This window comes from Achromobacter sp. NFACC18-2 (assembly GCF_900108985.1).
Lineage (GTDB): Bacteria > Pseudomonadota > Gammaproteobacteria > Burkholderiales > Burkholderiaceae_B > Achromobacter.
In genome coordinates, this window is the sequence record NZ_FNYM01000013.1 from 136,498 (window position 1) to 160,693 (window position 24,196).

The window sequence follows — 24,196 nt, forward strand, 5'->3', positions numbered from 1 at the left end:
GGGTCTTCCAGCTTAGGCCGCTCGCGGCGCATCGCCCCGCTGGCGGCATTCGATCGGGTCGTAGAAGCGATACCCCAGTCCCCGAAGCGTCGCTACCGGCAGCTTGCGGTCGCAGGCCTGCTCCACCTTCCGTCGCAGGCGGCGCATCTGCGTGTCCAGGCTGCGGCGGTCGTAGGTCCAATAGTCCTTGCCCAGCGCCTCCACGATCGCCTTGCGGCTGGCGCCCTTGTCGTGCGCGGCCAGCGTGGCCAGGACGGTGTAGTCCTGGTGAGACAGGGGGATGGGGGGCGAGCCGGGCGGCACCAGGCACGGCGGCGAATTGCAGAGCTGCCACGTCGATGCCAGGGCGACTTCCGCGTCGGCCTGCGCGCGCCGCTCGGTGACGTCCCGCGCCACGGCAACGCGGATCTGCTTGTCGGGGTACCAGCGCGCCGACCACATGATGTGCACGACACGCCCGTCCTTGCGCACATAGCGGTTCTCGAAGTCGTATTGCAGTTTGCCGCGCATCAACCGGTCGACGGCGGCCAGGGTGGCAGCGCGGTCGGGTTCGTAAATCAGATCCATCATGGGGCGCCCCACCATCTCTTGCGGCGTGTAGCCGAAGATCTGTTCGCAGGCGCCAGTCACGCTGAGAAAGGTGCCGGATTCGTTCACAACGCAGACAGCGTCCAACAGCATGGGCATCAAGTCGGCAGGGGGCGGAGCGACCATGAGGTTTCCTGGTTGGTAGCGGGACACCGGTAGAACCGTACCTGGTTCGGGCGCGGAAAGTTTAAACACACTTGGCCGCGCGCAGCGGTTTTTTTTCTGTGGCGAGGCTGAAAACAGCCGCCCGTGCGCGCATTTTTCCTCAGCACTTGCGCTCATCTTTGCTCAGCTTCAGATGCCGGCAAATCCATATACTGCCGTCGCCATGGGTTGCGGATTTGACGACAGGCAGCCCCTCGAACTGGATGCCAGGAATGAACCTCATGCGCTTGTCCAACACGTTTTCCGACTTTCCCCTGCGCCCGCTATCGGCGGCGATCGCCATCGCGGCTGCCGGTCTGGGGGCGCCAGCGGCCGCCGCGACGCTGACCTGGGTCGGCGGCGCAGGCGGCGATTTCTGGGGCGTTCCGGCCAATTGGGGCGGAGCCACGCCCAGCATCCTGGACGATGCCCGTGTCGAGGCGGGGACTGTTCAACTGGATGGCATGCGTGAAGCGGGAACGCTGCTCGTGGGCGACTCCGCGGCCGGCGCTTTGGTGTTTCAGCCGGCCGGCAGCCTGACGACCAGCAGCTTCGTGTTGGGCAACGGCGCAGGCTCGAACGGGTCGGCCGTATTGACGGGGCTTGGCTCCAGCAATGTCTGGAACACGATGAATGGAACGATCGCCAAAGGCGTCGACAGCATGGGGACCGTCACCGTGTCGGGCGCGAGCAACCGGCTCGAAGCGTTGTCGACGTTGATCGTGGGAGAGTACGGAACCGGGGCGCTGACGATCAAGGATGGGGGAGTGGTCCAGGCGGGCTTTCTGGCCGCAGGCCGCAGCGGGGATGCATGGGGGGATGTCCTGGTGACCGACGCGGGCTCCATGTTGCAGGCCGGCACGTTGCTGGTGGGCGGCGATGAGTTCGGGCCTGCCAGCACGAGCGCCCGCGGTACCCTGCGTGTCCTGGCGCAGGCGTCTCTCATGGCCACTGAGATCAGTGTCGGGGACGCGGCGCTTTCCACCGGGTCCGTTCAGGTCAGCGGAGTGGGAACGGTGCTGGACTCGGCGTTGCCCGTGCGCGTGGGGAACCTCGGCGTCGGTGTGTTCGATGTCAGCGACGCCGGGCGGGTGCAGAGCGGCGGCCTGGTTGCGGGAGACAAGGCGGGATCGACCGGGAGCGTCATGCTGACGGGCGCGGGCTCGTCGTGGACCAGTTCGGGACCCGTGCAGATCGGCAACGAGGGCAGCGGCACGCTGTTCATCGATGGTGGCGCGACGCTCAGCGGCACGTCAGGCTTCGTCGGCGTGGGGGCGGGCAGCGTCAGTACGGTTTCGCTTGGCGGGGCGGGATCTTCCTGGAACAGCAGTGGAATTTTTGTGGTCGGCGATGCCGACGGCGCACGGGGCGGCGTCGGCATCACGGGCGGCAGCCAACTGTCCAGCCTGGACGGCACGGTGGGCCGGCGTGCCGGCTCCTATGGCAACGTGACGATCACCGACGACGGTTCCAACTGGACGTCCACCGGCCCGGTGACCGTGGGCGATGGCGGCGAAGGCCGCCTGCTGCTGATGTTCGGCGGCGCGCTGAACGCGAGCGAAGTCGTGGTCGCGAACGCCGCCGGTTCCAAGGGCACGTTGGTCATCGGCACACCCGCGGACTTCGGCGCGGCGCCCGCCGGCGTGCTGAATGCCCCGGTGGTCCGGTTTGGGGCGGGCGATGGCGAACTGCTGTTCAACTTTGTCGGCCCGGCCCTGACCTATGGCGGAAGCCTTCAAGGCAATGGCCGCGTCACCATCCTGTCGGGCGACGTGATCCTGACCGGCAACAGCAGCAATACCGGCCTGACGTCGGTGTTGGGCAACTCCCTGACGGTCAATGGCGCATTGGCCGGACCGGTGAGCGTGGGCGCGGGCGTCGTGCTGGCCGGCTCGGGCGCCGTGGGTTCGACGACGCTGGCCAGCGGCTCGACCCTGAGCCCCGGCAATTCCATCGGCACGCTGACGGTCAATGGCGACCTGACCTTCGCGCCTGGCTCGACCTACCGCGTCGAAGCCGCGCCGGCGTCCGCCGACAGCGACCGCGTCGTGGTCAACGGCATCGCGCGCCTGGCCGGGTCGGTGCTGCACGTGGGACCGGACGGCAATTTCACGCCCAATCTGCGCTACACGATCCTCAGCGCCAATGCGATAGAGGGTCGGTTCGACAGCGTGGCGTCGAACTATGCCTTCCTGGATCCGCAGCTTTCCTACGGCGCCACGGACGTGACGCTGGGCCTGCTCCAGACGCGCGCGTTTCCCACCGGCGCCAGCACGCCCAACCAGCGCGCCGTGGCGGGCGCCCTGGACAGCATGAGCGCCGACAGCGCGCTGCGCCAGTACGTGGCGACGCTGCCGCTAGGCCAGACGGAAGAAGCCTTCGACAGTCTGTCGGGCGAAGTGCACGCCAGCGTCTCCAATACGCTGCTTCAATCTGCCGCCCAGACGCGCGCCACGCCGTTGGCCAAGCTGCGCGCAAACCTGCAGGCGAGTGCGCGGGCAGGCAGCCCCACGGCGGCCGCGGGGGTCTCGGACGCGCCGGTGTCGACCACGCAAATGCCGCTGTCCGGCGCGCTGCCGGCCTGGGCCGAAGTCGTGGGCAATTGGCAGACCATCGATGGCGACGGCAACGCGGCGCAGATCCGCCAGCACGTGGGCGGGCTGTTCGTGGGCGCCGATCATTCCGTGGGCGCCGGCTGGCGGGTCGGCGGCGCGTTGGGCTACACCGACAGCAAGGCCCGTGTCGACGAGCGGTCCTCGCAGGCGGATGTGTCCAGCTACAGCGCGCTGGTCTATGGCGGCAAGTCCTTTGCCGCCGGCCCCGGCGCCTGGCAGTTCCTGGCCGGTGCGGGCTATACCTGGCACGACATTTCGACGCGGCGCTATGCCGACAGCCAGACGGCGGCGCTGACGGCCGACTACGGCGCCAGCACCGGGCAGGTCTTCACCGAATTGTCCTATGCCTGGAAGCTGGCCGAACGCACCACGCTGGAACCGTTTGCGGGCCTGGCCTGGAGCGACCTGCGCACGAGGGGCTTTTCGGAGTCCGGCGGCGATGCCGCGCTGTCGGGCGAGTCCGGGAATACGCAGCAGACGCACGCCACTCTGGGCCTGCGCGCGGCGCAGGGGTTCGATGCCGCCGGCCGCCAGGGCAGGGTGTTCGGCACCGTGGGCTGGCGCCACGTGTTCGGGGACGTGAAGCCCGAGTCGGTCCTGGCATTCGATGCCGGCCAGCCGTTCACGGTTGCGGGCGCGCCCATCGGCCGCGACGCGGCGCTGGTGGAGGTGGGAGCGGAAATTGCGATCGCCCGGACGGCCACGCTGGGGCTGGGCTATTCCGGCCAGTACGCGAGCGGCAGCCGGGAGCACTCGGCCAATGTGAACGTGCGCTGGCAGTTCTGAGTCGCGTGCCGACGGCGCGCCCGATGCCGGGCGTTGCCGTCCTCAAGGCTCGCGTTCTAGCGGGTATGACGCTGCGCCAGCGGCTGCACCGCCAGCCGCAATCCCATCGCTTTCAGGATGGCTGTCAGGCTGCTGAGGGCGGGGTTTCCGCTTGGGGACAGCGTGCGGTAGAGTTGCGTCGGATTCAACTTGGCCTGTGTGGCCACGGACGGTACGCCGCCAAAGGCCAGCGCAAGCTGGCGCAGCGCGATCAGCAGTTCGGCCTGATCGCCGTCTGCAAGAACGTCGTTGATAAGGTCGGCAGCGAGCGCGGGGTCCTTGCGGTACAACTCGGCCATCGCCTCGTCGTGGGATCTGCTTTTCATGGTCTCTGTTCCCAGTCTTTCAGGTAACTGACGGCGTTGGCGATGTCCGTCGCTTGGCTATGCTTGTCGCCGCCGCATAGAAGCAGCACGACCCGGCGTCCGGCCAGTGTGTAGTAAACGCGGTAACCGGGCCCAGCGTCGATGCGCAGTTCCCAGATGCCGTCGCGGCAAAATCGGTGGTCGCCAAAGTTGCCCAGTTCTAGCCTTGCAATCCGCCGTATGGCGGCGACCTTGATGCGGTTATCTCGTAGGCCGCTCAGCCAATCGAGATAGGGACTCGTCCGGCCATCAGGGGCCAGGTAATGTTCGATTTCGTACATACGGATATTCGTTTATTGACGAATTCAGGTCAAGCCCCCCGAGCAAGGGCTGTGGCTTCAGTAGGTTTGTCACGTCACGCCCGTAGAGCGTGTCGCGTCAGATGATCCGGGGAACGAAACGCGGCGCAATTGGCGGCGTGATCGTTTCATCACGCCAGTGCCTTTGCATTCCGGAGGGGGCGATGTTGTCGGTGCCCGGCTTGGGCAGCGCCGTGGGCTTACTGAAACCAACGAAAAAGGGCGTCCCGCAGGACGCCCCTTCAATCAACGCCGAAGCGCAAGCTCCGGGCTGATCCCTCAAGCCTCGATCCGCTCCACCTTCCCCACCAGCAGGATGTACGACAGCGCGCCCAGCAACGCCAGCGACGAGACATACACGATCGCCGGAGCGAAGTTGTCCTTGGACACCAAAAGGCCGATCACGATGGGCGTGCAGATCGACGACAGGTTGCCGACGAAGTTGAACACGCCGCCGGTCAGGCCCAAGAGGCGCACCGGCGCCAGCGCCGACACGAGCGACCAGGTGATCGATGCGAGCCCGTTGCCGAAGAACGCCACCGCCAGGAAGAAGATGACCCAGGGCGTGGAATCGGTGAAGTTCGCGCCGATCATGGACGTGGAGATCAGGAGGCCCAGGATGATGGGCAGCTTGCGCGCCATGCCGACGGTGGCGCCGCGGCGGATGAGGAAGTCGGACAGCACGCCCGAGCACAGCACACCGACGAAGGCCGCCAGGAACGGTACGGAGGCCAGGAAGCCCGACTTGATGAAGTCCATGCCGCGGTACTTGACCAGGTAGGTCGGGAACCAGGTCAGGAAGAACCACAGCGTGGACGTCAGGCAGAACTGGCCCAGGTACACGCCCCACAGCTTGCGCTGGCTCATGACCAGGCCCAGGTCATTCCAGTTGAACGGGGCCTTCTTTTCCCGGACGCGCGTGTCCAGATCGACGACGCCGCCGCCTTGCTGGATCAGGTCGATCTCCGCCGCGTTGGCGCCTTTGAACTGGCGCGGCTCGCGGTAGATCATGAACCACAGCACGCCCCAGACGATGCCCAGGAGGCCCGTGCTGACGAACACCATGTGCCAGCCGTAGTGGTGCTGCAGCCACGCCAGCACCGGGGTCAGGAACGCCAGGCCGACGAACTGGCCTGACGTGTAGAAGCCGATGGCGGTGGCGCGTTCGCGCTCCGGGAACCAGGTGGTGACGACGCGGTTGTTGATGGGGTAGGCCGGGGCTTCCAGCGCGCCCACGGCCAGGCGCAGGACGAACAGGATGACGAAGCTGCCGGCGAATCCCATGAAGAAGGTGGCCGCCGACCAGAGGATCAGCGCGGCGGCGTACAGCACGCGGGGGGACACGCGGTCCACCAGCCAGCCGCCGGGGATCTGCATGGCGGCGTAGGTCCAGCCGAAGGCCGACAGGATCAGGCCTTCATGCACGGTGTCCAGGCCGAACTCGTCCTTGAGGGCGGGCGCGGCGATGGACAGGTTGCTGCGGTCCAGGTAGTTGATGACGACGGTGATGAACAGCATCACCATGATGAGATAGCGGCTGCGCGTGGGCCGCTGGCCGCTTTGCAGGGCGGCGTGGGTGGCGGTGGACAATGGCGTCTCCTCTCTGTTTTATCGGCTTACCATTCGGCGAAGCTGCCGTCGGCGTGGCGCCAGATGGGGTTGCGCCAGCGATGGCCCACTGCGGCGCGTTCCTTGACGTATTCCTCGTTCACCTCGATGCCCAGGCCCGGCCCCTGCGGGATCGCGACCATGCCGTCCTGATAGGCGAAGACCTCGCGGTTGCTGACGTAGTCGAGCAGGTCGTTGGCGGCGTTGTAGTGAATGCCCAGGCTCTGTTCCTGGATGAAGGCGTTGTAGCAGCCGGCGTCGATCTGCAGGCAGGTGGCCAGCGCGATGGGGCCGAGCGGGCAGTGCAGCGCGAGCGCCACGTCGTAGGCTTCGGCCATCGCGGCGATCTTGCGGGTTTCGGTGATGCCGCCGGCGTGCGACGGGTCGGGCTGGATGATGTCGACGTAGCCTTCGGACAGCACGCGCTTGAAGTCCCAGCGCGAGAAGAGGCGCTCGCCCAGCGCGATGGGCGTGGACGTGAGCGGGGCCAGTTCCTTCAGGGCTTCGTAGTGTTCGCTCAGGACGGGTTCTTCGATGAACATGAGCTTGAAAGGGTCCAGCTCCTTCATCAGCACCTTGGCCATGGGCTTGTGGACGCGGCCATGGAAGTCCACGCCGATGCCCACGTTCGGGCCGACGGCGTCGCGCACGGCGGCGACGTTCTCCAGGCACTTTTCGACCTTGTCGAACGAGTCGATGTATTGCAGCTCTTCGGTGCCGTTCATCTTGACGGCGGTGAAGCCGCGCTCGACGGCGCTCTTGGCGGCCGCGGCGGTGTCGGCGGGACGGTCGCCGCCGATCCACGAGTACACGCGGATGCGGTCGCGCACATTGCCGCCCAACAGTTGCGAGACGGGCACGCCCAGGTGCTTACCCTTGATGTCCCACAGGGCCTGGTCGATACCGGCCAGCGCGCTCATGTGGATGGCGCCGCCGCGGTAGAAGCCGCCGCGGTACAGGACCGTCCAGTGGTCTTCGATGTTGCGCGGATCCTTGCCGATCAGGTAGTCGGACAGTTCCTCGACAGCCGCGGCCACCGAATGGGCGCGGCCTTCGACGACGGGCTCGCCCCAGCCGACGATGCCTTCGTCCGTCTCGATCTTCAAAAAGCACCACCGGGGCGGCACGATGTAGGTGGTGAGCTTGGTGATCTTCATGCTTGTGTCTCCTGGGCAGGATAGGCGCGTTGCCAGGCCGCGATGAAAGCGCGCGCGTTCTGGCCGGTTGCTTCGGCCGACAGGCCGGGTTTGTACAAGGCGGAGCCCAGGCCGAAGCCGCTGGCGCCCGCCTGGGCGTAACTGGAAAGGTTGTCGGGCGTGATGCCGCCCACGGGCACCAGCGCAATGGGCGGGCGCATCACGGCGCGCCAGGCCTTGAGCACGGCCGGGCCAAGCTGTTCGGCGGGAAACATCTTCAGCACGTCGGCGCCGGCGGCCAGCGCCGCGAAGGCTTCGGTGGGGGTCGCCACGCCGGGGCAGGAGGCCATGCCCAGTTTCTTGGCTTCGCGGATCACGGCCGGATCGCTGTGGGGCATGACGATGAGCTCGCCGCCGGCCTGCTGGATGCGGGCGCAGTCCTTGGGATCGAGGACGGTGCCGGCGCCGATGAGGCAGTCGGTGGGCAGCGCGGCGCGCATGGCGCGGATGCTGTCCAGCGGATCGGGCGAGTTCAGGGGGACTTCGATCAGGCGAAAGCCCGCGTCGTACAGGGCCTGGCCGACGGGTTCGGCTTCGGCTGGGGTGATGCCGCGCAGGATGGCGATCAGGCCGCAGTGGGCCAGGGCGGTTTGCAGGCCGGGATGGTTCATCGGGGCTCCTAGGCTGAGATCGGGGTGGACGCGCGGACCAGGCCGGCGCTGACGGCCAGGTGCCACAGGCCGCGTTCGGTGGCGTTCTGCGCCTGGGCGGGCGTGCCCAGGCCGTAATGCTGCATGGCCAGGATGTAGCGGCGGCACAGCGCGGGATCGCCGCAGAGCACGATGCGGGGCAGTTCGCCCTGCTGGCGCAGCATCTCGGCCAGGGCCGCGATTTCGTGGCCGATCAGCAGGCCCGACAGGTAGTCGGCCTGCGACTCGGGCGCGAGTTCGCCGGTCAGGCCCAGCGCGCGCGTGCTGAAGATGGTGGACATGACCCCGGCGCGGCCCGCGGGGGCGCCGGCGACTTTCAGGCCGCGTTCGAAGGCCGCCATGTCGGGACTGGCGGCGTCCGCCATGGTGCGGCCCAGGATGGTGTGGCCGCGCAGCGCCGCGTAGACCTCGCCGGTCATGAAGGTGTCGAAGTGGGTGACGCGGCCGCGCCGCGCGTTGACCCATTTGGAGTGGGTGCCGGGCAGGCCGATGAGCACGCTGTCCGCGTCCGCGCTGGCCTGTTCGGACATCACGCCGAAGACCTGGGTCTCTTCGCCGCGCATCACGTTGGGCAGGCCGTGGCGCTGGATGAGGCCGGGCACGATGTGCAGCGGCGTGCCGCCCGGGCGCTCCACCACGGTCAGGCGCGTGCCGATGCGGTCCAGGTCGACGGGCACGTCCAGGTAGGCAGCTTCCTTCCAGCCCTGGGCGCTGCCGACCATGCCGCAGGCGATCACGGGCAAGGCGGGCTCGGCCCGCAGCCAGTCGCCGCAGGCCTGTTCAAAGGCCAGTTCAAAACCGGACAACGCGGTGGTGGCGGCGCCGTCCTGCAGCGGCTGGGGCAGGCGCATGATGCCCCAGGGCAGATGGCGCGTATCGAGCGTGCGGCCCGTGGCGTCCAGGCGGTAGGCGCGCAGCGAAGAGGTGCCCCAGTCCAGCGCGATGAGCGCCGCACGGGCGGGCGATCCGGTAATCATCAGAGTCTGTCTCGTCTCTGGCCGTGCATCTGGCTGCTGTCGCGGCGCCGGGTTGGCGCGCGAGGCGGGGATGCGCGGACCTTGTTGTCTGAAATCTGCCGTGCGCGTGCGCGGGCGCGCGGCGAACGGTGGCAAAAATTCTAGATCAGTGCTTGAAAAATCTCAAAATATAGAATTAAATCCCATATACAGGGAATTTGTGAGGGTCTCCGTGCCGAGTTTTAGGCCGGGTATCCTTGCCATTCCTGTCCGCCCACTTCCACCCGCATCGCTTCATGACCGTCACCCCCCAGATTCCCGAGCAGCCGTCCCTGCTGGACCCCGATGCCGCCGCGCCCGCCGGCACCCAGACGCTGATGCGCGGCCTGGCCGTGGTGCAGGCCGTGGCCGACGGCGCGCGCGACCTGAAAGAGATCTGCGCGCGTATCGGCGTGGCGCGCAGCACCACGCACCGGCTGGCCAGTTGCCTGGTGCAAGAGCGCTATCTGCGCGCCTTGCCGGGCGTGGGCTACGTGCTGGGCCCCAAGCTGATCGAGCTGGGGTTCCAGGCGCGCGAAGCCTTCCCGATGGCGACGCTGGCCCGCCCGTATCTGGACCGTCTGGCGGAACTGACGGGCGACACGATTCACCTTGCCGTGCGCGACAGCAACGAAGTCCTCTATCTGGAAAAAATCCCGGGCAAGAAGGGGCTGGAAATGCGCTCGCGGGTCGGGCACCGCATGCCGCTTGCCGCCACCGGCGTGGGCAAGGCGCTGTTGCTGGACGCGGACGAGCCGCAATGGAAGGCGCTGCATCGCGTCGGCGCGCCGGTGTCCTCGCGCGCGCCCGGCGGACAGCAGGGATGGGAGGCGTTCCGTGACCGCATGCGCGACTACGCGTCGCAGGGCTATGCGTTCGACCTGGAAGACAACGAGCCGTCGATCCGCTGCGTGGCCGCGCCGGTGCGCGATGCGACCAGCGGCATCGTGGCCGCGATCAGCGTGTCGAGCACCGTGCCCTACATGTCGCTGGAGCGCATGCGAGAGATGGTGCCCGTGGTGCAGGGCGCGGCGGCGGCGATCTCCGCCGAGCTCGGCTGGAAGGTGGAGCGCGGCTGAACCCTGGCGCTAGCGCCTGCCGTCGCGGCGTCCGGTATCGGACAGCACCTCCAGCAGGACATCCATATCGACCGGCTTTACCAGATGCGCATCGAAGCCGGCTTCCAATGAGGCCCGGCGGTCCTCTTCCTGCCCCCAGCCGCTGAGCGCGAGGATCGTCGCGTCCTTGCCCCAGTCGAGCGTCCGGATGCGCCGGCAGGCCTCATGGCCGCCCATGCCGGGCATGCCGATGTCCATCAGGATCACCTGCGGGCGTATCTGTTCGCCCACGGCGATGGCCTCTTCGCCGTCGTATGCGGCGTTCACGTCATGGCCTTCCAGGGCGAGCACGGCGGCCAGGGATTCCACGGCATCCCGGTTGTCGTCGACCACGAGCACTTTGCGCGCGACGGTCGAGAAGTCCGCGGCCTGCGCCTGCGGCGCCCGCTGCTGAATGTCGGTGACGGGCAGCCGGACCACGAACTCGCTGCCCTGGCCCAGGCCGTCGCTGTGCGCGTGGACCGTTCCACCATGCATTTCCACCAGGCGCTTGACGAGCATCAGCCCGATGCCCAGGCCGCCCTGGGCGCGCTCCAGCGTCCGGTCGACCTGGGTGAACATGTCGAAAATCCGGTCGAGCTGGTCGGGCGGAATGCCCGCGCCGTTGTCCCTGATGGCGATCTGGACGGCATCGTCGCCCGGTTCCACGAAGAATTCGATGTCGCCGCCGGGCGGCGTGTACTTGGCCGCGTTGGACAGCAGATTGCCGAAGACCTGCGACAGGCGCTCGGCATCGCCGCGCAAGGAGATCTGGGCGTCGGGCTGCACCAGCCGGAGCCGATGGCCGTGTTGCTCCAGCGCGGGCCGGCACGTCTCGATGGCATGCTGCAGGACGGTGTCGAGCGTCAGGACGTCGAGCCGAAGCTCGAGCTTGCCGCGATTGATGCGGTTCACATCCAGCAGGTCGTCGACCAGCCGCACGAGCTGCCGGAGCTGGCGGTCCATCACCTCGCGGGCGCGCACGGTCATGGCGGGGTCGCGCTCGGCGCGTTTCAGGACTTCCAGCATGTTGCGCAACGCGGCCAGGGGGTTGCGAAGTTCGTGAGCCAGCACCGCCAGGAACTCGTCCTTGCGCCGCCGCTCGCGCGCCAGTTCGGATTCCGCCAGGTGGCGCTCCAGCAGTTCAGCGGCCTGACGCGCGAGCAGATCGATGTAGCGCAGGGCCTCGGGCGAGGGGCCGCCGGGCCAGCGATAGTGGTTGTTGAGCATGCCCAGGAGCTGGCCGCTGCGGCTCAGGAGCGGCGTGCATTGGATCGACCGGATGTCGTCTTCAAGGACGATCTCAAGTCCCTGGGTGCCCTGCAGATCCGTCAACTGTTCCACGTCGGGCACGACCAGCCGTTGCAGATCCTGGGCCGCTTGTGCGCAGCTTGCGACCCACCCGTCTTCCGCGAAGTGCTCGACCAGGCGCGCGCTCAGGCCCTGATGCACGGCGATGCGCAGCGTGCGCTTCGCGGGATCGTAGATCTGGATATTGCCTTTCTCGGTCCCGGAAATGTCGGCGGCGGCGGCCAGAATCTTCTTGAGCAGGGGCTCGAACTCGCCCGGGCCGACGAGTTCGGCGCTCAGCGCCTGCAGTCTGGCAAGCGCGTGCACTTCGTTCTTCAGGTCCGCGGCGGCGCGATCGCGCTCGACGACGATGCTGGTGGCCAGCGCGCCGAATTCCGCGACGCGTTGTTCCCACGGCGTGGGCGTGCGCGCCTGCGTCAGGCAGACGAAGAACCACCCCACCGGCGTGCCATCGGGCGTCAGCGCGGGGCGCGCATGGCAGGCGCGCAGGCCGTGGTCGCGGCAGATGGCGCGCCAGGGCGCGGCCCATATCGGCGATTGTTCGATGTCGGCGCAACCCACGGGGTTGTCGTGCGCCACGGGCTGGCCGCCGGCGGCAAACAGGGCTTGCTCTATCGGCAGCCCGCGCAGGGGGCATGCGAACGAGGCGGGAAGATGGGTCGAGTAGGCGTCGCCCACTTTGCTGCGGTCGGCGCCCGCCAGGAGCACGCATGCCCGCGTGCCCGGCGCAAGGCGGCCGACGGCATCGGAGAGCGCTTCCAGGCACGACCCGCTAGGCGCACCCGATGCGATGAGAAGCAGGATTTTTCGCTGCTCTTCGTCCAAGGCGGTTTGGATTGCGGATTCTGGCGGCTCGTGAGTCAAGCGGATTTCCTCCAGGTGCGTCGCCAAGGCGGCGATCGTTCCCCGGGCCGTGGCCCGGGAAATGAAAAGGCGCCCAAGGCATGAACCAGGGCGCCCCAGAGGTTGTCAATAATTGCACGAATCGAGCACGATGAATGTTGCAATTTGTCCCGACCGTGTACGGAAGGAACGGACCGCGCGGCGGCCCCGGCCGCGTGCCTAGCCCAGCGGCAGCGTCAGTACGCCTTGCGTGGCGGGGCGCATCATGACGCGGCGATACCAGGCCGACAGCGCGGGCGTGTCGGGCCGCTGGATCGGCATGCCCAGCCAGCGGTGCGCAGCCGCGACGAGCGCGATGTCGCCCATGGTGAGATGGCGGCCCGCGATGAACTCGCGGCCCTGCAGCGCCTGATCCAGGATCAGGGCGCGCGCATTCGCGCTTTTGACGGAGCTCTCGATTGCGGCCGCGTCGCGCTTGTCTTCGGGCGTACGGATCAGGCCCTTGAAGGCGGGCACCATGGCCGGCTGCCATTCGGTGGCCTGCCAGTCCATCCAGCGGTCGGCGTCGGCGCGCAGGCAGACGTCTTCGGGCCACAGCGACCCTTCGCCGTAGCGCGCGGCCAGGTAGCGCACGATGGCATTGGACTCCCACAGCACGAAGCCGCCGTCGTCGATGACGGGCACCAGCCGGTTGGGGTTGAGCTTGGCCGCGTAGTCGGCCGTGTCGACCACGCCGAACGGGCCGCCCGCCTGGACGAACTCGTGCGGCAGGGCCAGCTCGCGCACGGTCAGCATCACTTTCTGGACGTTGACGGAAGTCAGGCGTCCCCAGATCTTCAACATAGCCAATCCTTGTAAGGGTCAGGCGGGCGGCAGGTGCCGTCGCGCAAAGCCGCTGTCGCGCAAAAAGCGCGTCCAGTCGAAAGCCGGCCCGGGGTCGGTCTTGCGGCCCGGGGCGATGTGTTCGTGTCCCCGGACGGCGGCCAGGGGATAACGCGTGCGCAGCGTCCTGGTCAGCCTGCGCAGCGCCGCGTACTGGTCGTCAGTGTAGGCCAGCGTGTCCGTGCCTTCCAGTTCGATGCCGATGGAAAAGTCGTTGCAGCGCTCGCGCCCCGCAAAACGCGACACGCCGGCATGCCAGGCGCGGCGGTCGGTGGAGACGAACTGAATGATGCGGCCGTTGCGGCGGATGAAAAAGTGCGCCGATACGCGCAGCCCGCGCAGGCGTTCCAGCCAGGGGTGCGAACGGTAATCCAGCGTGTTCAGGAACAGGCCCGCGACTTCAGGGCCGCCGAACTTGCCGGGCGGCAGGCTGATGTTGTGCAGGACCAGAAGCGAAACCTGCGCGTCCGCGGGCCGCGCGTCGCAATTCGGAGAGGGCAGAAGGGAAACGCCCGCAGCCGGCGCCAGCCAGCCATGTCGATCCAGGAGCAAAGGCATAGGGAGGGAGCATGTGAGGATTCCGACATGCATTATGCCGTGCGTGCGTGGGATGCTCCATCCGGCGGGCCTGCGGGGCATCGCCCGCGGCGGCCAGGGTCAGCGTTTGGCCGGACCCAGGCGGGCGTGGTCGGCGCTGCACCAGGTCTGGCCGTTCTGCAGCAGGGCTTCGGAACGGGGCAGGTGGATGCCGCAATGGGCGCAGCGCACCATGGATTCCAGGGGCTTGGGCTGCGGCGGCTCCTTGCGCGACGTTTTCTTCTGGCCGGGCTTGGCGCCGGCCTGGCGCTGCGCGGCCATGCGGCCGGCGATGCGGGCGACGAACAGGACCAGGATGATCAGTACGATCCAGAACAGCAACTTACCCACGTCAGCCTCGATGCAGAATCATTTCCAGCACGAACCGGCTGCCGGTGTAGGCCAGAATCAGGAAACCAAAACCCGTCAGGGTCCAGCGCAGGGCGACGCGGCCGCGCCAGCCCCAGATGTGGCGGCCGGCCAGCAGCACGCCGAAGGTCAGCCAGGACAGCAGGGTGAAGACGGTCTTGTGGTCGAACGGCAGGACCTTGCCGGTCAGCTTCATGGAGGCCACCGAGCCCGAGCCCACGGCCAGCGTCAGCACGACAAAGCCGATCCAGATGATGCGAAAAAGCAGTTGTTCCTGCACCAGCAGCGGCGGCTGCGAATCCAGCACGCGCCCGACGATGCTGCGCTGCGCGGGGGCGTCCAGCGGGCGGTGCAGGTGGCGGTCCAGCAGGGCCATCATCATGGCGTGCAGGGCGGCGATGGTGATGAGGCCATAGGCGGCCAGAGCAATCAGCAGGTGCGCGCGCAGCCAGGGATCGTCGGCGTGGGGCACGAACTGCCCTTGCGGGAAGAGGGCGGCCAGGCCGCTGGCCAGGGCGGCGGCGGGCAGCAGCAGCAATTGCAGGCCGTCGATGCGCACCAGCAGGCTTTCCAGCCAGAACACGACCATGCCAAGCCAGATGGCGGCGGACAGGGCAAGGGCCCATCCCATGAAAAGATGGCGGGACTCCAGCATCGATTGTTGCAGCCCGATTCCATGGAGAACCAGGGCTCCCAGCAGGCACAGACGGGCGATTCTGCCGGTCTGTTCGACTTCCCCGGCGCCAGCCAGGCGGATCCAGAGCGACCCCCCGAGCACTGCGTACGCCAAGGCAGCCGCTGTGTGAAATACAATGCCTAGTGACATAGAAACCGTTGTCTGGATGGGGCCTTGGGGTGCGCGTCACCCGAAAGCGCAGAATCCGCGCCTGCGGCCACCGTTCAATCAATTAGTTTAAGCGGAAACGCCTCTCATGCTCGATAACCTAACTCAACGCCTGTCGCGCGTCGTCAAGACGCTGCGAGGGGAAGCCCGCCTGACCGAGGCCAATACCCAGGAGATGCTGCGCGAAGTGCGCATGGCGCTGCTGGAAGCCGACGTGGCGCTGCCCGTCGTGCGCGAATTCGTCGCGCGGGTGAAGGACAAGGCGCTGGGCGAAGAAGTCGCCGGCAGTCTCAGCCCCGGGCAGGCGCTGGTCGGCGTCGTCCACAAGGAGCTGACCGCGCTCATGGGCGGCGACCTGGGCGCCGATTCCAACGAGCTGTCGCTGGCCGTGCAGCCGCCCGCCGTCATCCTCATGGCGGGCCTGCAGGGCGCCGGCAAGACCACCACCACCGGCAAGCTGGCGCGCTGGCTGTCCGAAGGCCAGCATACGCAGCACGGCCGCAAGACCGGCAAGAAGAAAGTCCTGGTCGTGTCCGCCGACGTGTACCGTCCGGCCGCCATCGACCAGTTGAAGAGCGTGGCGGCGCAGGTCGGCGTGGACTTCCTGCCGTCCGATCCCAGCCAGAAGCCGGAAGACATCGCGCGCGGCGCGGTCGATCATGCCCGCCGCCATCATTACGACGTGCTGATCCTGGACACGGCGGGCCGCCTGGGCATCGACGAAGCCATGATGCGCGAAATCCGCGCGCTGCATGACCTGGTCAAGCCGGTGGAAACGCTGTTCGTGGTGGACGCCATGCAGGGCCAGGACGCGGTCAACACCGCGCGCGCGTTTGCCGAGGCGCTGCCGCTCACGGGCGTGGTGCTGACCAAGCTGGACGGCGACGCCCGCGGCGGCGCGGCCCTGTCGGTGCGCCACGTCACGGGCAAGCCGCTCAAGTTCGTCGGCGTGTCGGAAAAGCTGGACGGGCTTGAGCCTTTCTATCCCGACCGCATGGCGCAGCGCGTGCTGGGCATGGGCGACATCGTCTCGCTCGTGGAGCAGGCGCAAAAGAACATCGACATCGCCGAGGCGCAGAAGCTTGCGTCCAAGATCAAGTCGGGCAACAAGTTCGACCTGAACGACTTCCGCGATCAGCTCGGCCAGGTGAAGAAGCTGGGCGACATGGGTTCGCTGCTTGAAAAGCTGCCGGCGCAGTTCCAGCAGGCTGCCGGGCAGTTGCAGGGCGGCCAGGCCGAAAAGCAGCTTCGCCGCACCGAAGGCATCTTGAATTCCATGACCGCGGCCGAACGCGCCAAGCCCGAACTGATCAAGGCCTCGCGCAAGCGCCGCATCGCGGCCGGCTCCGGGGTTCCGGTGCAGGAGGTCAACCGCCTGCTGGCCCAGTTCGAGCAGATGCAGGGCATGATGAAGCAGATGAAAAAGGGCGGCATGGCGAAGATGATGCGCGCCATGGGCGGCATGAAGGGGCTGGGCCGCTTCGGGATGAAGTAGTCAGGGCCCCCACGCCGCGCTCGCTTCGCTCGCTTGCTGCCCCTTGAGGGGGCAGCCCCCGCCTTCGGGCGGCCGGGCGGCGGGGCGCGGCCCCCACGCCGCGCTCGCTTCGCTCGCTTGCTGCCCCCCAAGGGGGCAGCCCCGCCGCCGCAGGTGTCTGGCACCTCCACACCCACCCAAAAAAATGGCCAGACATTGCGTCTGGCCAAGCAATCGCGGCAGGCAGGGGGCGCCGCGCCGCGACACAAGCCGGAGAACGCATGGGTGTCCCCCGGATTGTCGGAATACGGGCCGCTTACGACAGCGGCGGAATGCGCAGCACCTGGCCCGGGTAGATCTTGTCGGGGCTGGTGAGCATGGGCTTGTTGGCCTCGAAGATCAGTGAGTTCTTGGCGCCCTGGCCCTTGCCGTATTGCGCCTCGGCGATCTTCCACAGGTTGTCGCCCTTTTGCACCGTGTACATCTTGGCTTCGGGCGTGGCCTGCTTGACCTTCAACTGGTTGTCCACCGCCGCGACGCCCACGGTGTTGCCCAACGCCAGCGAAATCTTCTCGGCGTCTTCGGTGCTGAGGGCCTCGCCCGCGACCGTGACCTTGTCGCCGTCCACCGAGATTTGCAGGCCATCCGCGTTCAGGCCGTGCTTATCAAGCTCTTTCTTCAACTCTTCTGCCGTCGCGGCCTTCGCCTCGCTGGCGCCGAAGAGTTTTTCTCCAACGTCCTTGATGAAATTGAGCAGACCCATAGTGTTTCCTTTATCGATGTTGCGGTGAGAAAACCTGCGCGCCGTAACGGCGCTGGCGTCGTTCAAGGCGGCGCGGCAGAAACGATTATGACTCGCTCATTTGCCCTACGACGAGGGGTTGTGGTGTAACAGGTTGCTAGCCTTTTGCCAGACTACGCAACAATGCTGGCATCTTCGTCGGACGATGGTATCTGCGGGTGTAAGCCCTCTCGTGCGAGGGGCTGCATGCAAAAAGGCCGCTGAGCATCAGCGGCCTTTCGGGGGGGCTCAAAACAGCGACATGCGCTGCGATCGGACGCGTCAGCCGCCGCCCACCGCGACCACGATTTCGATCTGGTCGCCGTCCGACAGCGCGGTCTGCGCGTGCTGGCTCTTGGGCACGATTTCGCCGTTGCGCTCGACGGCCACGCGCTTGCCGGCGTAGCCCAGCGTTTCGAGCAATTCATTGACCGTCGTGTCCAGGGGGAACTCGCGGGCGTCTCCGTTCAGGGTGATGTGCATGACAGGGTTCCTCACTGTTTTGCGTAGGCGTCGGTGGCGGCGATCAGGCGCGCCAGGGTGCCGGGTTCGTCGAAGGCATGGCCGGCGTCGGGCACCAGGTGAAAGTGCGCTTCGGGCCAGGCGCGATGCAGGTCCCACGCGGTGCGCGCGGGCGTGCAGACGTCGTAGCGGCCCTGCACGATGGTGCCGGGAATGCCGCGCAGCTTGTGCGCGTCGCGGATGAGCTGGCCTTCTTCCATGAAGCCGGCATTGAAGAAGTAATGGTTTTCGATGCGCGCGAAGGCCAGCGCGGCGCGGTCCGCGGCATGGCTTTGCTGATGGCGCGGGCTGGGCAGCAGCGTGATGGTGCTGTCTTCCCATTTGCTCCAGGCCTTGGCGGCGCGCAGTTGTTCGGCGGGGTCTTTGCCGGTCAGACGCTTGTGGTACGCGCCGACCATGTCGCCGCGTTCGGCTTCGGGAATGGGCGCCAGGTAGTCTTCCCAGCGGTCGGGGAACAGCCACGACGCGCCTTCCTGGTAGAACCACTGGATCTCGGCGCGCCGCAGGCCGAAGATGCCGCGCAGCACCAGTTCGCTGGTGTGCATGGGATGCGTTTCCGAATAGGCCAGCGCCAGCGTCGATCCCCAGGATCCGCCGAACACCAGCCATTGCTCGGCGCCCATCACTTCGGTGCGCAGGCGCTCGATGTCGGCGACCAGGTGCCAGGTGGTGTTGTTCTCCAGGCTGGCGTGGGGCAGGGAACGGCCGCACCCCCGCTGGTCGAAGAGCAGGACGTTGTAGCGTTGCGGATCGAAGAGCTGCCGGTGCACGGGCGAGCAGCCGCTGCCCGGCCCGCCATGCAGGAAGACGGCGGGCTTGCCCTTGGGGTTGCCACACATTTCCCAATAGATCTGGTGGCCGTCTCCGGTTTCCAGCATGCCTTGGCGGTAGGGTTCGATCGGCGGATAGAGCATCAGGCGACTCGCTTGAAGATCAGGTCCCAGACGCCGTGGCCCAGGCGCAGGCCGCGTGTCTCGAATTTGGTGAGGGGGCGGTAGTCGGGACGCGGCGCGTAGCCGTCCGCGGTGTTTTTCAAGAGCGGTTCGCCGCTCAGCACGTCCAGCATCTGCACCGCGTAGTCTTCCCAGTCGGTGGCGCAGTGGATGTAGCCGCCGGGAGCGATGCGGCTGGCGAGCAGCGAGATGAACGCGGGCTGGATCAGGCGGCGCTTGTGATGGCGCTTCTTGGGCCACGGATCCGGAAAGTAGATGTGCACGCCGGCCAGCGAATCCGGGGCGATCATGTCACGCACCACTTCGACGGCATCGTGCTGGATGATGCGCAGGTTCTGGATGCTGGAGTCTTCGATGCGGCGCAGCAGCGATCCCACGCCCGCGTTGAACACTTCCACGCCCAGGAAGTTGTCGCCGGGACGGGCCAGCGCGATCTTCTCGGTGGTTTCGCCCATGCCGAAGCCGATCTCCAGCACCGTCGGGGCCTGCCGTCCGAAGGCGGCGGCCGGATCCAGGCGGCGCGGGGCGTAGGGGATGGACCACTGGCCCATCAGGCGCTCCAGCGCGGCGAGCTGGCCTTGCGTGATGTGGCCGCGGCGGTGCACGAAGCTGCGGATGTGGGTGGCGCCGGGGCTGTTGGGCGCGTGCGCGGTGCTGGCCAGCGCGGCCTGGGTTTCCGGGGAAACGGGGGCGGGCGCGGCGTCGGAAGCGGGGGTTGCGGCAGGGCTCACGCCCGGGTCCGCGGGGGTGTTCGTGGGGCTGTTCGTGGGGTTGTTCGTATTCATAGGCGGGATTGTAGTGGCAGCCTTGCCCGCGCGGCGTCGGCCATCGGCACTAAAATAGGGACGCATTTGTCCCGGATCCCTGCGGCTATAGTTCCAGCCCGGTTCCCCTTGTGCCGTAGGCCATTTTCATGAACGTTGCCCGCATCGACCTCGTCACGCTCGCCCTGTTTGTTTCCGTGGCGCGCCAGGGAAGCATCTCGGCCGGCGCGCGCCAGTCGCACCTGGCGGTCGGGGCGGCGAGCAAGCGCATCTCGGACCTGGAGGCTGCGCTGGGCTCCCCCTTGTTGTACCGGAACGCCGCCGGAGTGGAACTCACCGACGCCGGCCAGACTTGCCTGGTGCACGCGCTGCGGGTGTTGCAGGAAGTGGAGCAAATGGCGGGCGCGCTGTCGGACTTCGCGCAGGGCGTGCGCGGACAGGTGCGCATCGCCGCCAACACGTCGTCGCTGACGCAGTTCCTGCCCGAGGACCTGGCCGCCTTCATGGACGAACACCCCGCGGTGCGCATCGACCTCGAGGAGCAGAACAGCAGCGACATCGTCACCGCCGTGCTGGAGAACCGGGCGGACATTGGCGTCTTCGCCGACCGCACGCCCGCAGACGGTCTCGCGACCTTCCCGTACCGCCTGGACGAACTGGTGCTGATCGTGCCGCAGCGTCATCCGCTGGCCGCCGAGCCGCAGGTCGCCTTTGCCGACACGCTGGCGTACGACTACGTCGGCCTGCCCCCCGCGACCTCGCTGGCGACCCGACTGTCCGAGGAGAGCGGGCGGATGGGCCGGGCGATGCGCCTGCGCATCCAGGTCCGCAGCTTCGACGCCATCTGCCGCATGGTGGCGGCCACGCGCGGCGTGGGCGTCCTGCCGCGCATCGCCGCCGAACCGCATGCGCGCTCCATGCCCATCCGGCTGATTCCGCTGACCGACGAGTGGGCGCGCCGCTGGCTGCTGCTGGGGGTGCGCGACGCCGAGACCCTCACCGTGGCCGCGCGCCTCTTGCTGGCGCACCTGCGCGGCGAGGGCTGAGCCCCGGGTTTGCCCGGGGTTTCTCGTTCCGGGAATGCCCCTTTCCCCGATTGTCCATTCCGCCGGGCGGCGCTTTGCGCGCACACTGCCGTCCATCATTACGGTTGGACGCGCCTGGGAGGCGATATGGCAGGGCAGATTCTTGCGGGCATTCGGGTGCTGGAACTGGGGCAACTCATCGCGGGGCCTTTCGCGGCCAAGACCCTGGCGGACTTCGGCGCGCAGGTCATCAAGATCGAGCCGCCGGGCCAGGGCGATCCGCTGCGCAAATGGCGCCTGCTGCACGAGGGCACCTCGGTGTGGTGGGAGGCGCAGTCGCGCAACAAGCAGTCGGTCTGCGTGGACCTGCGCCAGCAGGAAGGCCAGGACATCGTGCGCCTGCTGGCGCGCGAGGCCGATGTGCTGATCGAGAACTTCCGTCCCGGCACGCTGGAGAAATGGGGCCTGTCGTGGGAAGCCCTGCACGAACTGAATCCCCGCCTCATCATGCTGCGCATCTCGGGCTATGGCCAGACCGGCCCCAAGGCGCGCGAGCCGGGCTTTGCCGCCATTGGCGAGGCCATGGCGGGCCTGCGCTACCTGAACGGCGAGCCGGGCCGCGCGCCGGTGCGCGCCGGCCTGTCGCTGGGCGACACCATCGCCGGCCTGCACGGCGCGCTGGGCGTGATGCTGGCGCTGTACCAGCGCGATGCGCGCGGCGGCGTGGGACAGGTGATCGACACCGCGCTCTACGAAAGCCTGTTCAACCTCAGCGAAAGCCTGCTGCCGGAATACTCCGTGTTCGGCGCGGTGCGCGAACCCGCGGGCGCGTCGCTGCCCGGCATCGCGCCGTCCAACGCCTATCCGTGCCAGGACGGCTACGTGCTCATCGCCGGCAACGGCGACGCCATCTACACCCGCCTGATGGCGCGCATCGGCCGCGAAGACCTGGGACAGGACCCGGCGCTCGCGCACAACGACGGTCGCGCGCGGCGCGTCGACGAGATCGACGCCGCCATCGGCGCCTGGACGCAGCAACGCCGCATCGACGACGTGCTGGCCGCGATGCTGGAAGCGGGCGTGCCCGCCGGCCGCATCTACTCGGTCGCCGACATCGCCAAGGATCCGCACTACCGCGCCCGCAACGCCATCACCTCGGTGGAATCGGCGGCGGGCGTGCAGGTCGAAATGCCCGCCGTGTTCCCCTACCTGTCGTCCAATCCGGGCGCGGTGCGCGAACGCGCGCCCACGCTGGGCGAACACACCGACACGGTGCTGGCCTCAGCCGGCCTGACCGAAGAACAACGCGCCGCGTTGCGCGCCAAGGGAGTGATTGCATGAACCACGGTCCCGCCCGCATCGAGATCAACGAAGTCGGCCCGCGTGACGGGCTGCAGATCGAGAAGGCCCTGGTGTCCACCGACGACAAGGTCGCCTTCGTGGACGCCTTGTCCGACTGCGGCTTTGCCCGCATCGAGGTCACCAGCTTCACTTCGCCCAAGGCGATCCCGGCCCTGGCCGACGCGGTCGACGTCATGCGCCGCATCCGCCGCCAGCCGGGCGTGATCTACACCGCGCTGGTGCCCAACGTCCGCGGGCTGGAACGCGCGCTGGAAGCGGGCACCGACGAAATGAACCTCGTCATGTCGTGCAGCGAGACGCACAACCGCGCCAACCTGCGCATGACGCGCGACCAGTCGTTCGCCGAACTGTCGCAGGTGCTCGCCGCCGCCGCCAAGGCCGGTGCGCCCTGCAACGTGTCCCTGTCGACCGCCTTCGGCTGTCCGTTCGACGGCGACGTGCCCGCCGACACGGTGCTGGACCTGGCCGCCCGGCTGGTCGACGCCGGCGCCGCCGGCATCACGTTGTGCGACACCACCGGCATGGCGTTTCCGACGCAGGTGGCCAGCCTGTGCGAGCAGGCGGCGGCCCGCCTGCCCGGCGTTGCGCTGACCGTGCACCTGCACAACACGCGCGGCATGGCGCTGGCCAACGCCATCGCGGCCTGGCAGACCGGCATCACGCGCTTTGACGCGGCGGCCGGCGGGCTTGGCGGCTGTCCCTACGCGCCGGGCGCGAGCGGCAACGTCAACACCGAAGAACTGGTCCACATGTTCGCCTGCATGGGCGTGGAGACGGGCGTGTCGCTGGAACCGTTGCTGGCCATCGTGCGGGGCCTGCCCGGACTGGTGCAGCGGACCTTGTCCAACGCGCTGCTGCAGGCCGGGCCGAGGTTGGCCCTGCATGCGCCGCCGGCGTGGCTGGCCGAACGGTTTCCGGCTGACTGATCCATGGGCGTGGCTTGAACGCTTACGTTGAAACCCGTAACCGAATCATCCGCAGCGCTTGCAGCACCTGCTGCATCCGCTGCATACGAAGCACCTGCAGTACCCGCAGCACCCGCAGCACCTGATCATCACCCACCGATAACAAGATCCAGGAGACAACTCATGGCCTTCACCCGCCTGCCCAACACCCTGCGCGCCAGCGCTGCCTTCGCCCTGACCGTCGCCGCCGGCGTCGCCAGCGCCCAGGCCGATTTCCCCAACCGCCCGGTGACGCTGATCGTGTCCGCCGCGCCCGGCGGCACCACCGACATCGCCGCCCGCCTCATCGCCCAGCCCCTGGGCGCGGCGCTGGGCCAGAGCGTCGTGGTCGAGAACAAGCCCGGCGCATCGGGCGGCATCGCCGCGCAGACCGTGGCCCGCGCCAAGCCGGACGGCTACACGCTGCTGCTTCAGTATTCGGGCTTCCAGGTCATCACCCCGCACGTCACGCCCGCCGCCGGCTGGGACCCCATCAAGGACTTCGCGCCGGTCGCCAACGTGCTGTCGGCGCCGCAAGTGGTGGTCGTGCGTCCGGACCTGCCCATCAAGTCGCTGAAGGAACTGGTCGAGTACGCCAAGGCCAACCCGGGCAAGCTGAACTACGCCTCGTCCGGCAACGGCTCGCTGCAACAGGTCGCCACGGAACTCCTGAACCAGATGGCCGGCACGCAGATCACGCACATCCCGTACAAGGGCACCGGCCCCGCGCTGAACGATCTCTTGGGCGGCGCCGTCGACATGACCATCACCACCCCGCCGCCGCTCTTGGGCCAGATCGCCGCAGGCAAGCTGCGCGCGCTGGCCGTCACCGGCAACACCCGCCTGCCGTCGCTGCCCGACGTGCCCACCGCCGCCGAAGCGGGCTACCCCGACCTGATCGTGTCGTCCTGGTTCGCGATGTACGCGCCCAAGGACACGCCCGCGCCCGTGGTCGACAAGATCGCCGGCGAAATCCAGAAGATCATGAAGACCGACGAGTTCCGCAAGAAGGCGGGCGAGCAGGGCGCCGAAGCGACCTTCATGGGACCGAAGGAACTGGGCGCCTACACGCAGGCCGAGCTGGACCGCTGGGGCAAGGTGGTGAAGGCGGCGAATATCACGGCGAATTGATGGCGGCGGCTTTTCCAGGGGGCGGGCTTTTCG

At 67.8% G+C, this 24,196-nt stretch carries 23 protein-coding genes; 7 read left to right on the plus strand and 16 right to left on the minus strand.

Going from position 1 to position 24,196, the window contains the following annotated elements; genetic code table 11:
- Positions 1 to 12: 12 nt before the first annotated feature.
- Positions 13 to 714: a PAS domain S-box protein gene (locus tag BMW75_RS19845; RefSeq protein WP_092581548.1), complete on the minus strand. Its 702-nt coding sequence runs from the start codon at positions 712 to 714 to the stop codon at positions 13 to 15.
- A 260-nt stretch (positions 715 to 974) separates the two neighbouring features.
- On the opposite strand from BMW75_RS19845, the gene BMW75_RS19850 reads away from it, so the two are divergent.
- Entirely contained in the window at positions 975 to 4,133 is a 3,159-nt protein-coding gene (locus BMW75_RS19850; protein ID WP_175493227.1) for an autotransporter outer membrane beta-barrel domain-containing protein, read from the plus strand.
- A gap of 56 nt (positions 4,134 to 4,189) precedes the next feature.
- On the opposite strand, the gene BMW75_RS19855 is transcribed toward BMW75_RS19850, so the two are convergent.
- The 6 genes from BMW75_RS19855 to BMW75_RS19880 all read right to left on the minus strand — a co-directional run bounded on the left by BMW75_RS19855 (position 4,190) and on the right by BMW75_RS19880 (position 9,267).
- Positions 4,190 to 4,498 (minus strand): helix-turn-helix domain-containing transcriptional regulator, encoded by a 309-nt coding sequence (locus BMW75_RS19855; RefSeq protein ID WP_092581550.1) that lies wholly within the window; start codon positions 4,496 to 4,498, stop codon positions 4,190 to 4,192.
- Positions 4,495 to 4,818 carry a type II toxin-antitoxin system RelE/ParE family toxin gene (locus BMW75_RS19860; RefSeq protein WP_175493228.1) on the minus strand — a complete coding sequence of 108 codons (324 nt, stop codon included), beginning with the start codon at positions 4,816 to 4,818 and terminating at the stop codon, positions 4,495 to 4,497. The genes BMW75_RS19855 and BMW75_RS19860 overlap by 4 nt, the downstream gene beginning before the upstream one ends.
- Positions 4,819 to 5,115: 297 nt before the next feature.
- Entirely contained in the window at positions 5,116 to 6,426 is a 1,311-nt protein-coding gene (locus BMW75_RS19865) for an MFS transporter (RefSeq protein WP_092581552.1), read from the minus strand.
- Between the two features lie 26 nt (positions 6,427 to 6,452).
- On the minus strand, positions 6,453 to 7,601 hold the full coding sequence (gene dgoD, locus BMW75_RS19870; protein ID WP_092581553.1) for a galactonate dehydratase: 1,149 nt from the start codon (positions 7,599 to 7,601) through the stop codon (positions 6,453 to 6,455).
- Positions 7,598 to 8,251 (minus strand): 2-dehydro-3-deoxy-6-phosphogalactonate aldolase, encoded by a 654-nt coding sequence (locus BMW75_RS19875; RefSeq protein ID WP_076517147.1) that lies wholly within the window; start codon positions 8,249 to 8,251, stop codon positions 7,598 to 7,600. The genes dgoD and BMW75_RS19875 overlap by 4 nt, the downstream gene beginning before the upstream one ends.
- A gap of 8 nt (positions 8,252 to 8,259) precedes the next feature.
- Positions 8,260 to 9,267: a 2-dehydro-3-deoxygalactonokinase gene (locus BMW75_RS19880; protein WP_092581554.1), complete on the minus strand. Its 1,008-nt coding sequence runs from the start codon at positions 9,265 to 9,267 to the stop codon at positions 8,260 to 8,262.
- A 275-nt stretch (positions 9,268 to 9,542) separates the two neighbouring features.
- On the opposite strand from BMW75_RS19880, the gene BMW75_RS19885 reads away from it, so the two are divergent.
- Entirely contained in the window at positions 9,543 to 10,364 is an 822-nt protein-coding gene (locus BMW75_RS19885; protein WP_092581555.1) for an IclR family transcriptional regulator, read from the plus strand.
- A 9-nt stretch (positions 10,365 to 10,373) separates the two neighbouring features.
- Here BMW75_RS19885 and BMW75_RS19890 read toward each other — a convergent pair whose 3' ends face one another.
- The 5 genes from BMW75_RS19890 to BMW75_RS19910 all read right to left on the minus strand — a co-directional run bounded on the left by BMW75_RS19890 (position 10,374) and on the right by BMW75_RS19910 (position 15,189).
- Positions 10,374 to 12,518, minus strand: coding sequence for a hybrid sensor histidine kinase/response regulator (locus BMW75_RS19890; protein WP_254792074.1), 2,145 nt, complete (start codon positions 12,516 to 12,518; stop codon positions 10,374 to 10,376).
- A gap of 237 nt (positions 12,519 to 12,755) precedes the next feature.
- Complete coding sequence (locus BMW75_RS19895) at positions 12,756 to 13,379, minus strand: glutathione S-transferase family protein (RefSeq protein WP_076517141.1); 624 nt, start codon at positions 13,377 to 13,379, stop codon at positions 12,756 to 12,758.
- 18 nt (positions 13,380 to 13,397) lie between these two features.
- The gene (gene ampD / locus BMW75_RS19900) at positions 13,398 to 13,976 is read right to left on the minus strand and encodes a 1,6-anhydro-N-acetylmuramyl-L-alanine amidase AmpD (protein ID WP_092581557.1); all 579 of its coding nucleotides are present in this window, start codon (positions 13,974 to 13,976) and stop codon (positions 13,398 to 13,400) included.
- A gap of 99 nt (positions 13,977 to 14,075) precedes the next feature.
- A complete protein-coding gene (locus BMW75_RS29520; RefSeq protein WP_175493229.1) occupies positions 14,076 to 14,345 on the minus strand; it encodes a PP0621 family protein in 270 nt (89 codons plus the stop codon).
- A 1-nt stretch (position 14,346) separates the two neighbouring features.
- Positions 14,347 to 15,189: a cytochrome C assembly family protein gene (locus BMW75_RS19910; protein ID WP_092581558.1), complete on the minus strand. Its 843-nt coding sequence runs from the start codon at positions 15,187 to 15,189 to the stop codon at positions 14,347 to 14,349.
- A 106-nt stretch (positions 15,190 to 15,295) separates the two neighbouring features.
- Here BMW75_RS19910 and ffh point away from each other — a divergent pair, with 106 nt between their 5' ends.
- Positions 15,296 to 16,702 (plus strand): signal recognition particle protein, encoded by a 1,407-nt coding sequence (gene ffh / locus BMW75_RS19915; protein WP_092581559.1) that lies wholly within the window; start codon positions 15,296 to 15,298, stop codon positions 16,700 to 16,702.
- A 295-nt stretch (positions 16,703 to 16,997) separates the two neighbouring features.
- On the opposite strand, the gene lysM is transcribed toward ffh, so the two are convergent.
- The 4 genes from lysM to trmB all read right to left on the minus strand — a co-directional run bounded on the left by lysM (position 16,998) and on the right by trmB (position 19,722).
- On the minus strand, positions 16,998 to 17,444 hold the full coding sequence (gene lysM, locus BMW75_RS19925; protein WP_076517132.1) for a peptidoglycan-binding protein LysM: 447 nt from the start codon (positions 17,442 to 17,444) through the stop codon (positions 16,998 to 17,000).
- 300 nt (positions 17,445 to 17,744) lie between these two features.
- A complete protein-coding gene (gene thiS / locus BMW75_RS19930; RefSeq protein ID WP_056559414.1) occupies positions 17,745 to 17,945 on the minus strand; it encodes a sulfur carrier protein ThiS in 201 nt (66 codons plus the stop codon).
- Positions 17,946 to 17,956: 11 nt separating this feature from the next.
- A complete protein-coding gene (pip, locus tag BMW75_RS19935) occupies positions 17,957 to 18,898 on the minus strand; it encodes a prolyl aminopeptidase (RefSeq protein ID WP_092581561.1) in 942 nt (313 codons plus the stop codon).
- The gene (gene trmB / locus BMW75_RS19940) at positions 18,898 to 19,722 is read right to left on the minus strand and encodes a tRNA (guanosine(46)-N7)-methyltransferase TrmB (protein WP_254792075.1); all 825 of its coding nucleotides are present in this window, start codon (positions 19,720 to 19,722) and stop codon (positions 18,898 to 18,900) included. The genes pip and trmB overlap by 1 nt, the downstream gene beginning before the upstream one ends.
- Positions 19,723 to 19,850: 128 nt before the next feature.
- Between trmB and BMW75_RS19945 the strand changes: the two genes are divergently transcribed.
- From BMW75_RS19945 to BMW75_RS19960, 4 genes are all read left to right on the plus strand, one after another.
- On the plus strand, positions 19,851 to 20,747 hold the full coding sequence (locus BMW75_RS19945; protein ID WP_092581563.1) for a LysR substrate-binding domain-containing protein: 897 nt from the start codon (positions 19,851 to 19,853) through the stop codon (positions 20,745 to 20,747).
- A gap of 126 nt (positions 20,748 to 20,873) precedes the next feature.
- On the plus strand, positions 20,874 to 22,067 hold the full coding sequence (locus tag BMW75_RS19950; RefSeq protein WP_092581564.1) for a CaiB/BaiF CoA transferase family protein: 1,194 nt from the start codon (positions 20,874 to 20,876) through the stop codon (positions 22,065 to 22,067).
- Positions 22,064 to 23,014: a hydroxymethylglutaryl-CoA lyase gene (locus tag BMW75_RS19955; protein WP_092581565.1), complete on the plus strand. Its 951-nt coding sequence runs from the start codon at positions 22,064 to 22,066 to the stop codon at positions 23,012 to 23,014. Before BMW75_RS19950 ends, BMW75_RS19955 begins: the two co-directional genes overlap by 4 nt.
- A 162-nt stretch (positions 23,015 to 23,176) precedes the next feature.
- Positions 23,177 to 24,163, plus strand: coding sequence for a Bug family tripartite tricarboxylate transporter substrate binding protein (locus tag BMW75_RS19960; protein WP_092581566.1), 987 nt, complete (start codon positions 23,177 to 23,179; stop codon positions 24,161 to 24,163).
- The last annotated feature ends 33 nt before the right edge of the window (positions 24,164 to 24,196 follow it).

Bases quoted from the DNA above. Each gene is read 5' to 3' on its own strand.
- BMW75_RS19875 (WP_076517147.1), bottom strand. From the start codon at position 8,251: ATGAACCATCCCGGCCTGCAAACCGCCCTGGCCCACTGCGGCCTGATC.
- BMW75_RS19960 (WP_092581566.1), top strand. From the start codon at position 23,177: ATGGCCTTCACCCGCCTGCCCAACACCCTGCGCGCCAGCGCTGCCTTC.
- BMW75_RS19910 (WP_092581558.1), bottom strand. From the start codon at position 15,189: ATGTCACTAGGCATTGTATTTCACACAGCGGCTGCCTTGGCGTACGCA.
- BMW75_RS19950 (WP_092581564.1), top strand. From the start codon at position 20,874: ATGGCAGGGCAGATTCTTGCGGGCATTCGGGTGCTGGAACTGGGGCAA.
- trmB (WP_254792075.1), bottom strand. From the start codon at position 19,722: ATGAATACGAACAACCCCACGAACAGCCCCACGAACACCCCCGCGGAC.
- dgoD (WP_092581553.1), bottom strand. From the start codon at position 7,601: ATGAAGATCACCAAGCTCACCACCTACATCGTGCCGCCCCGGTGGTGC.
- BMW75_RS19945 (WP_092581563.1), top strand. From the start codon at position 19,851: ATGAACGTTGCCCGCATCGACCTCGTCACGCTCGCCCTGTTTGTTTCC.
- BMW75_RS19850 (WP_175493227.1), top strand. From the start codon at position 975: ATGCGCTTGTCCAACACGTTTTCCGACTTTCCCCTGCGCCCGCTATCG.
- BMW75_RS19855 (WP_092581550.1), bottom strand. From the start codon at position 4,498: ATGAAAAGCAGATCCCACGACGAGGCGATGGCCGAGTTGTACCGCAAG.
- BMW75_RS19895 (WP_076517141.1), bottom strand. From the start codon at position 13,379: ATGTTGAAGATCTGGGGACGCCTGACTTCCGTCAACGTCCAGAAAGTG.
- lysM (WP_076517132.1), bottom strand. From the start codon at position 17,444: ATGGGTCTGCTCAATTTCATCAAGGACGTTGGAGAAAAACTCTTCGGC.
- BMW75_RS19955 (WP_092581565.1), top strand. From the start codon at position 22,064: ATGAACCACGGTCCCGCCCGCATCGAGATCAACGAAGTCGGCCCGCGT.
- thiS (WP_056559414.1), bottom strand. From the start codon at position 17,945: ATGCACATCACCCTGAACGGAGACGCCCGCGAGTTCCCCCTGGACACG.
- ampD (WP_092581557.1), bottom strand. From the start codon at position 13,976: ATGCCTTTGCTCCTGGATCGACATGGCTGGCTGGCGCCGGCTGCGGGC.
- BMW75_RS19880 (WP_092581554.1), bottom strand. From the start codon at position 9,267: ATGATTACCGGATCGCCCGCCCGTGCGGCGCTCATCGCGCTGGACTGG.
- ffh (WP_092581559.1), top strand. From the start codon at position 15,296: ATGCTCGATAACCTAACTCAACGCCTGTCGCGCGTCGTCAAGACGCTG.
- pip (WP_092581561.1), bottom strand. From the start codon at position 18,898: ATGCTCTATCCGCCGATCGAACCCTACCGCCAAGGCATGCTGGAAACC.
- BMW75_RS19845 (WP_092581548.1), bottom strand. From the start codon at position 714: ATGGTCGCTCCGCCCCCTGCCGACTTGATGCCCATGCTGTTGGACGCT.
- BMW75_RS19885 (WP_092581555.1), top strand. From the start codon at position 9,543: ATGACCGTCACCCCCCAGATTCCCGAGCAGCCGTCCCTGCTGGACCCC.
- BMW75_RS19860 (WP_175493228.1), bottom strand. From the start codon at position 4,818: ATGTACGAAATCGAACATTACCTGGCCCCTGATGGCCGGACGAGTCCC.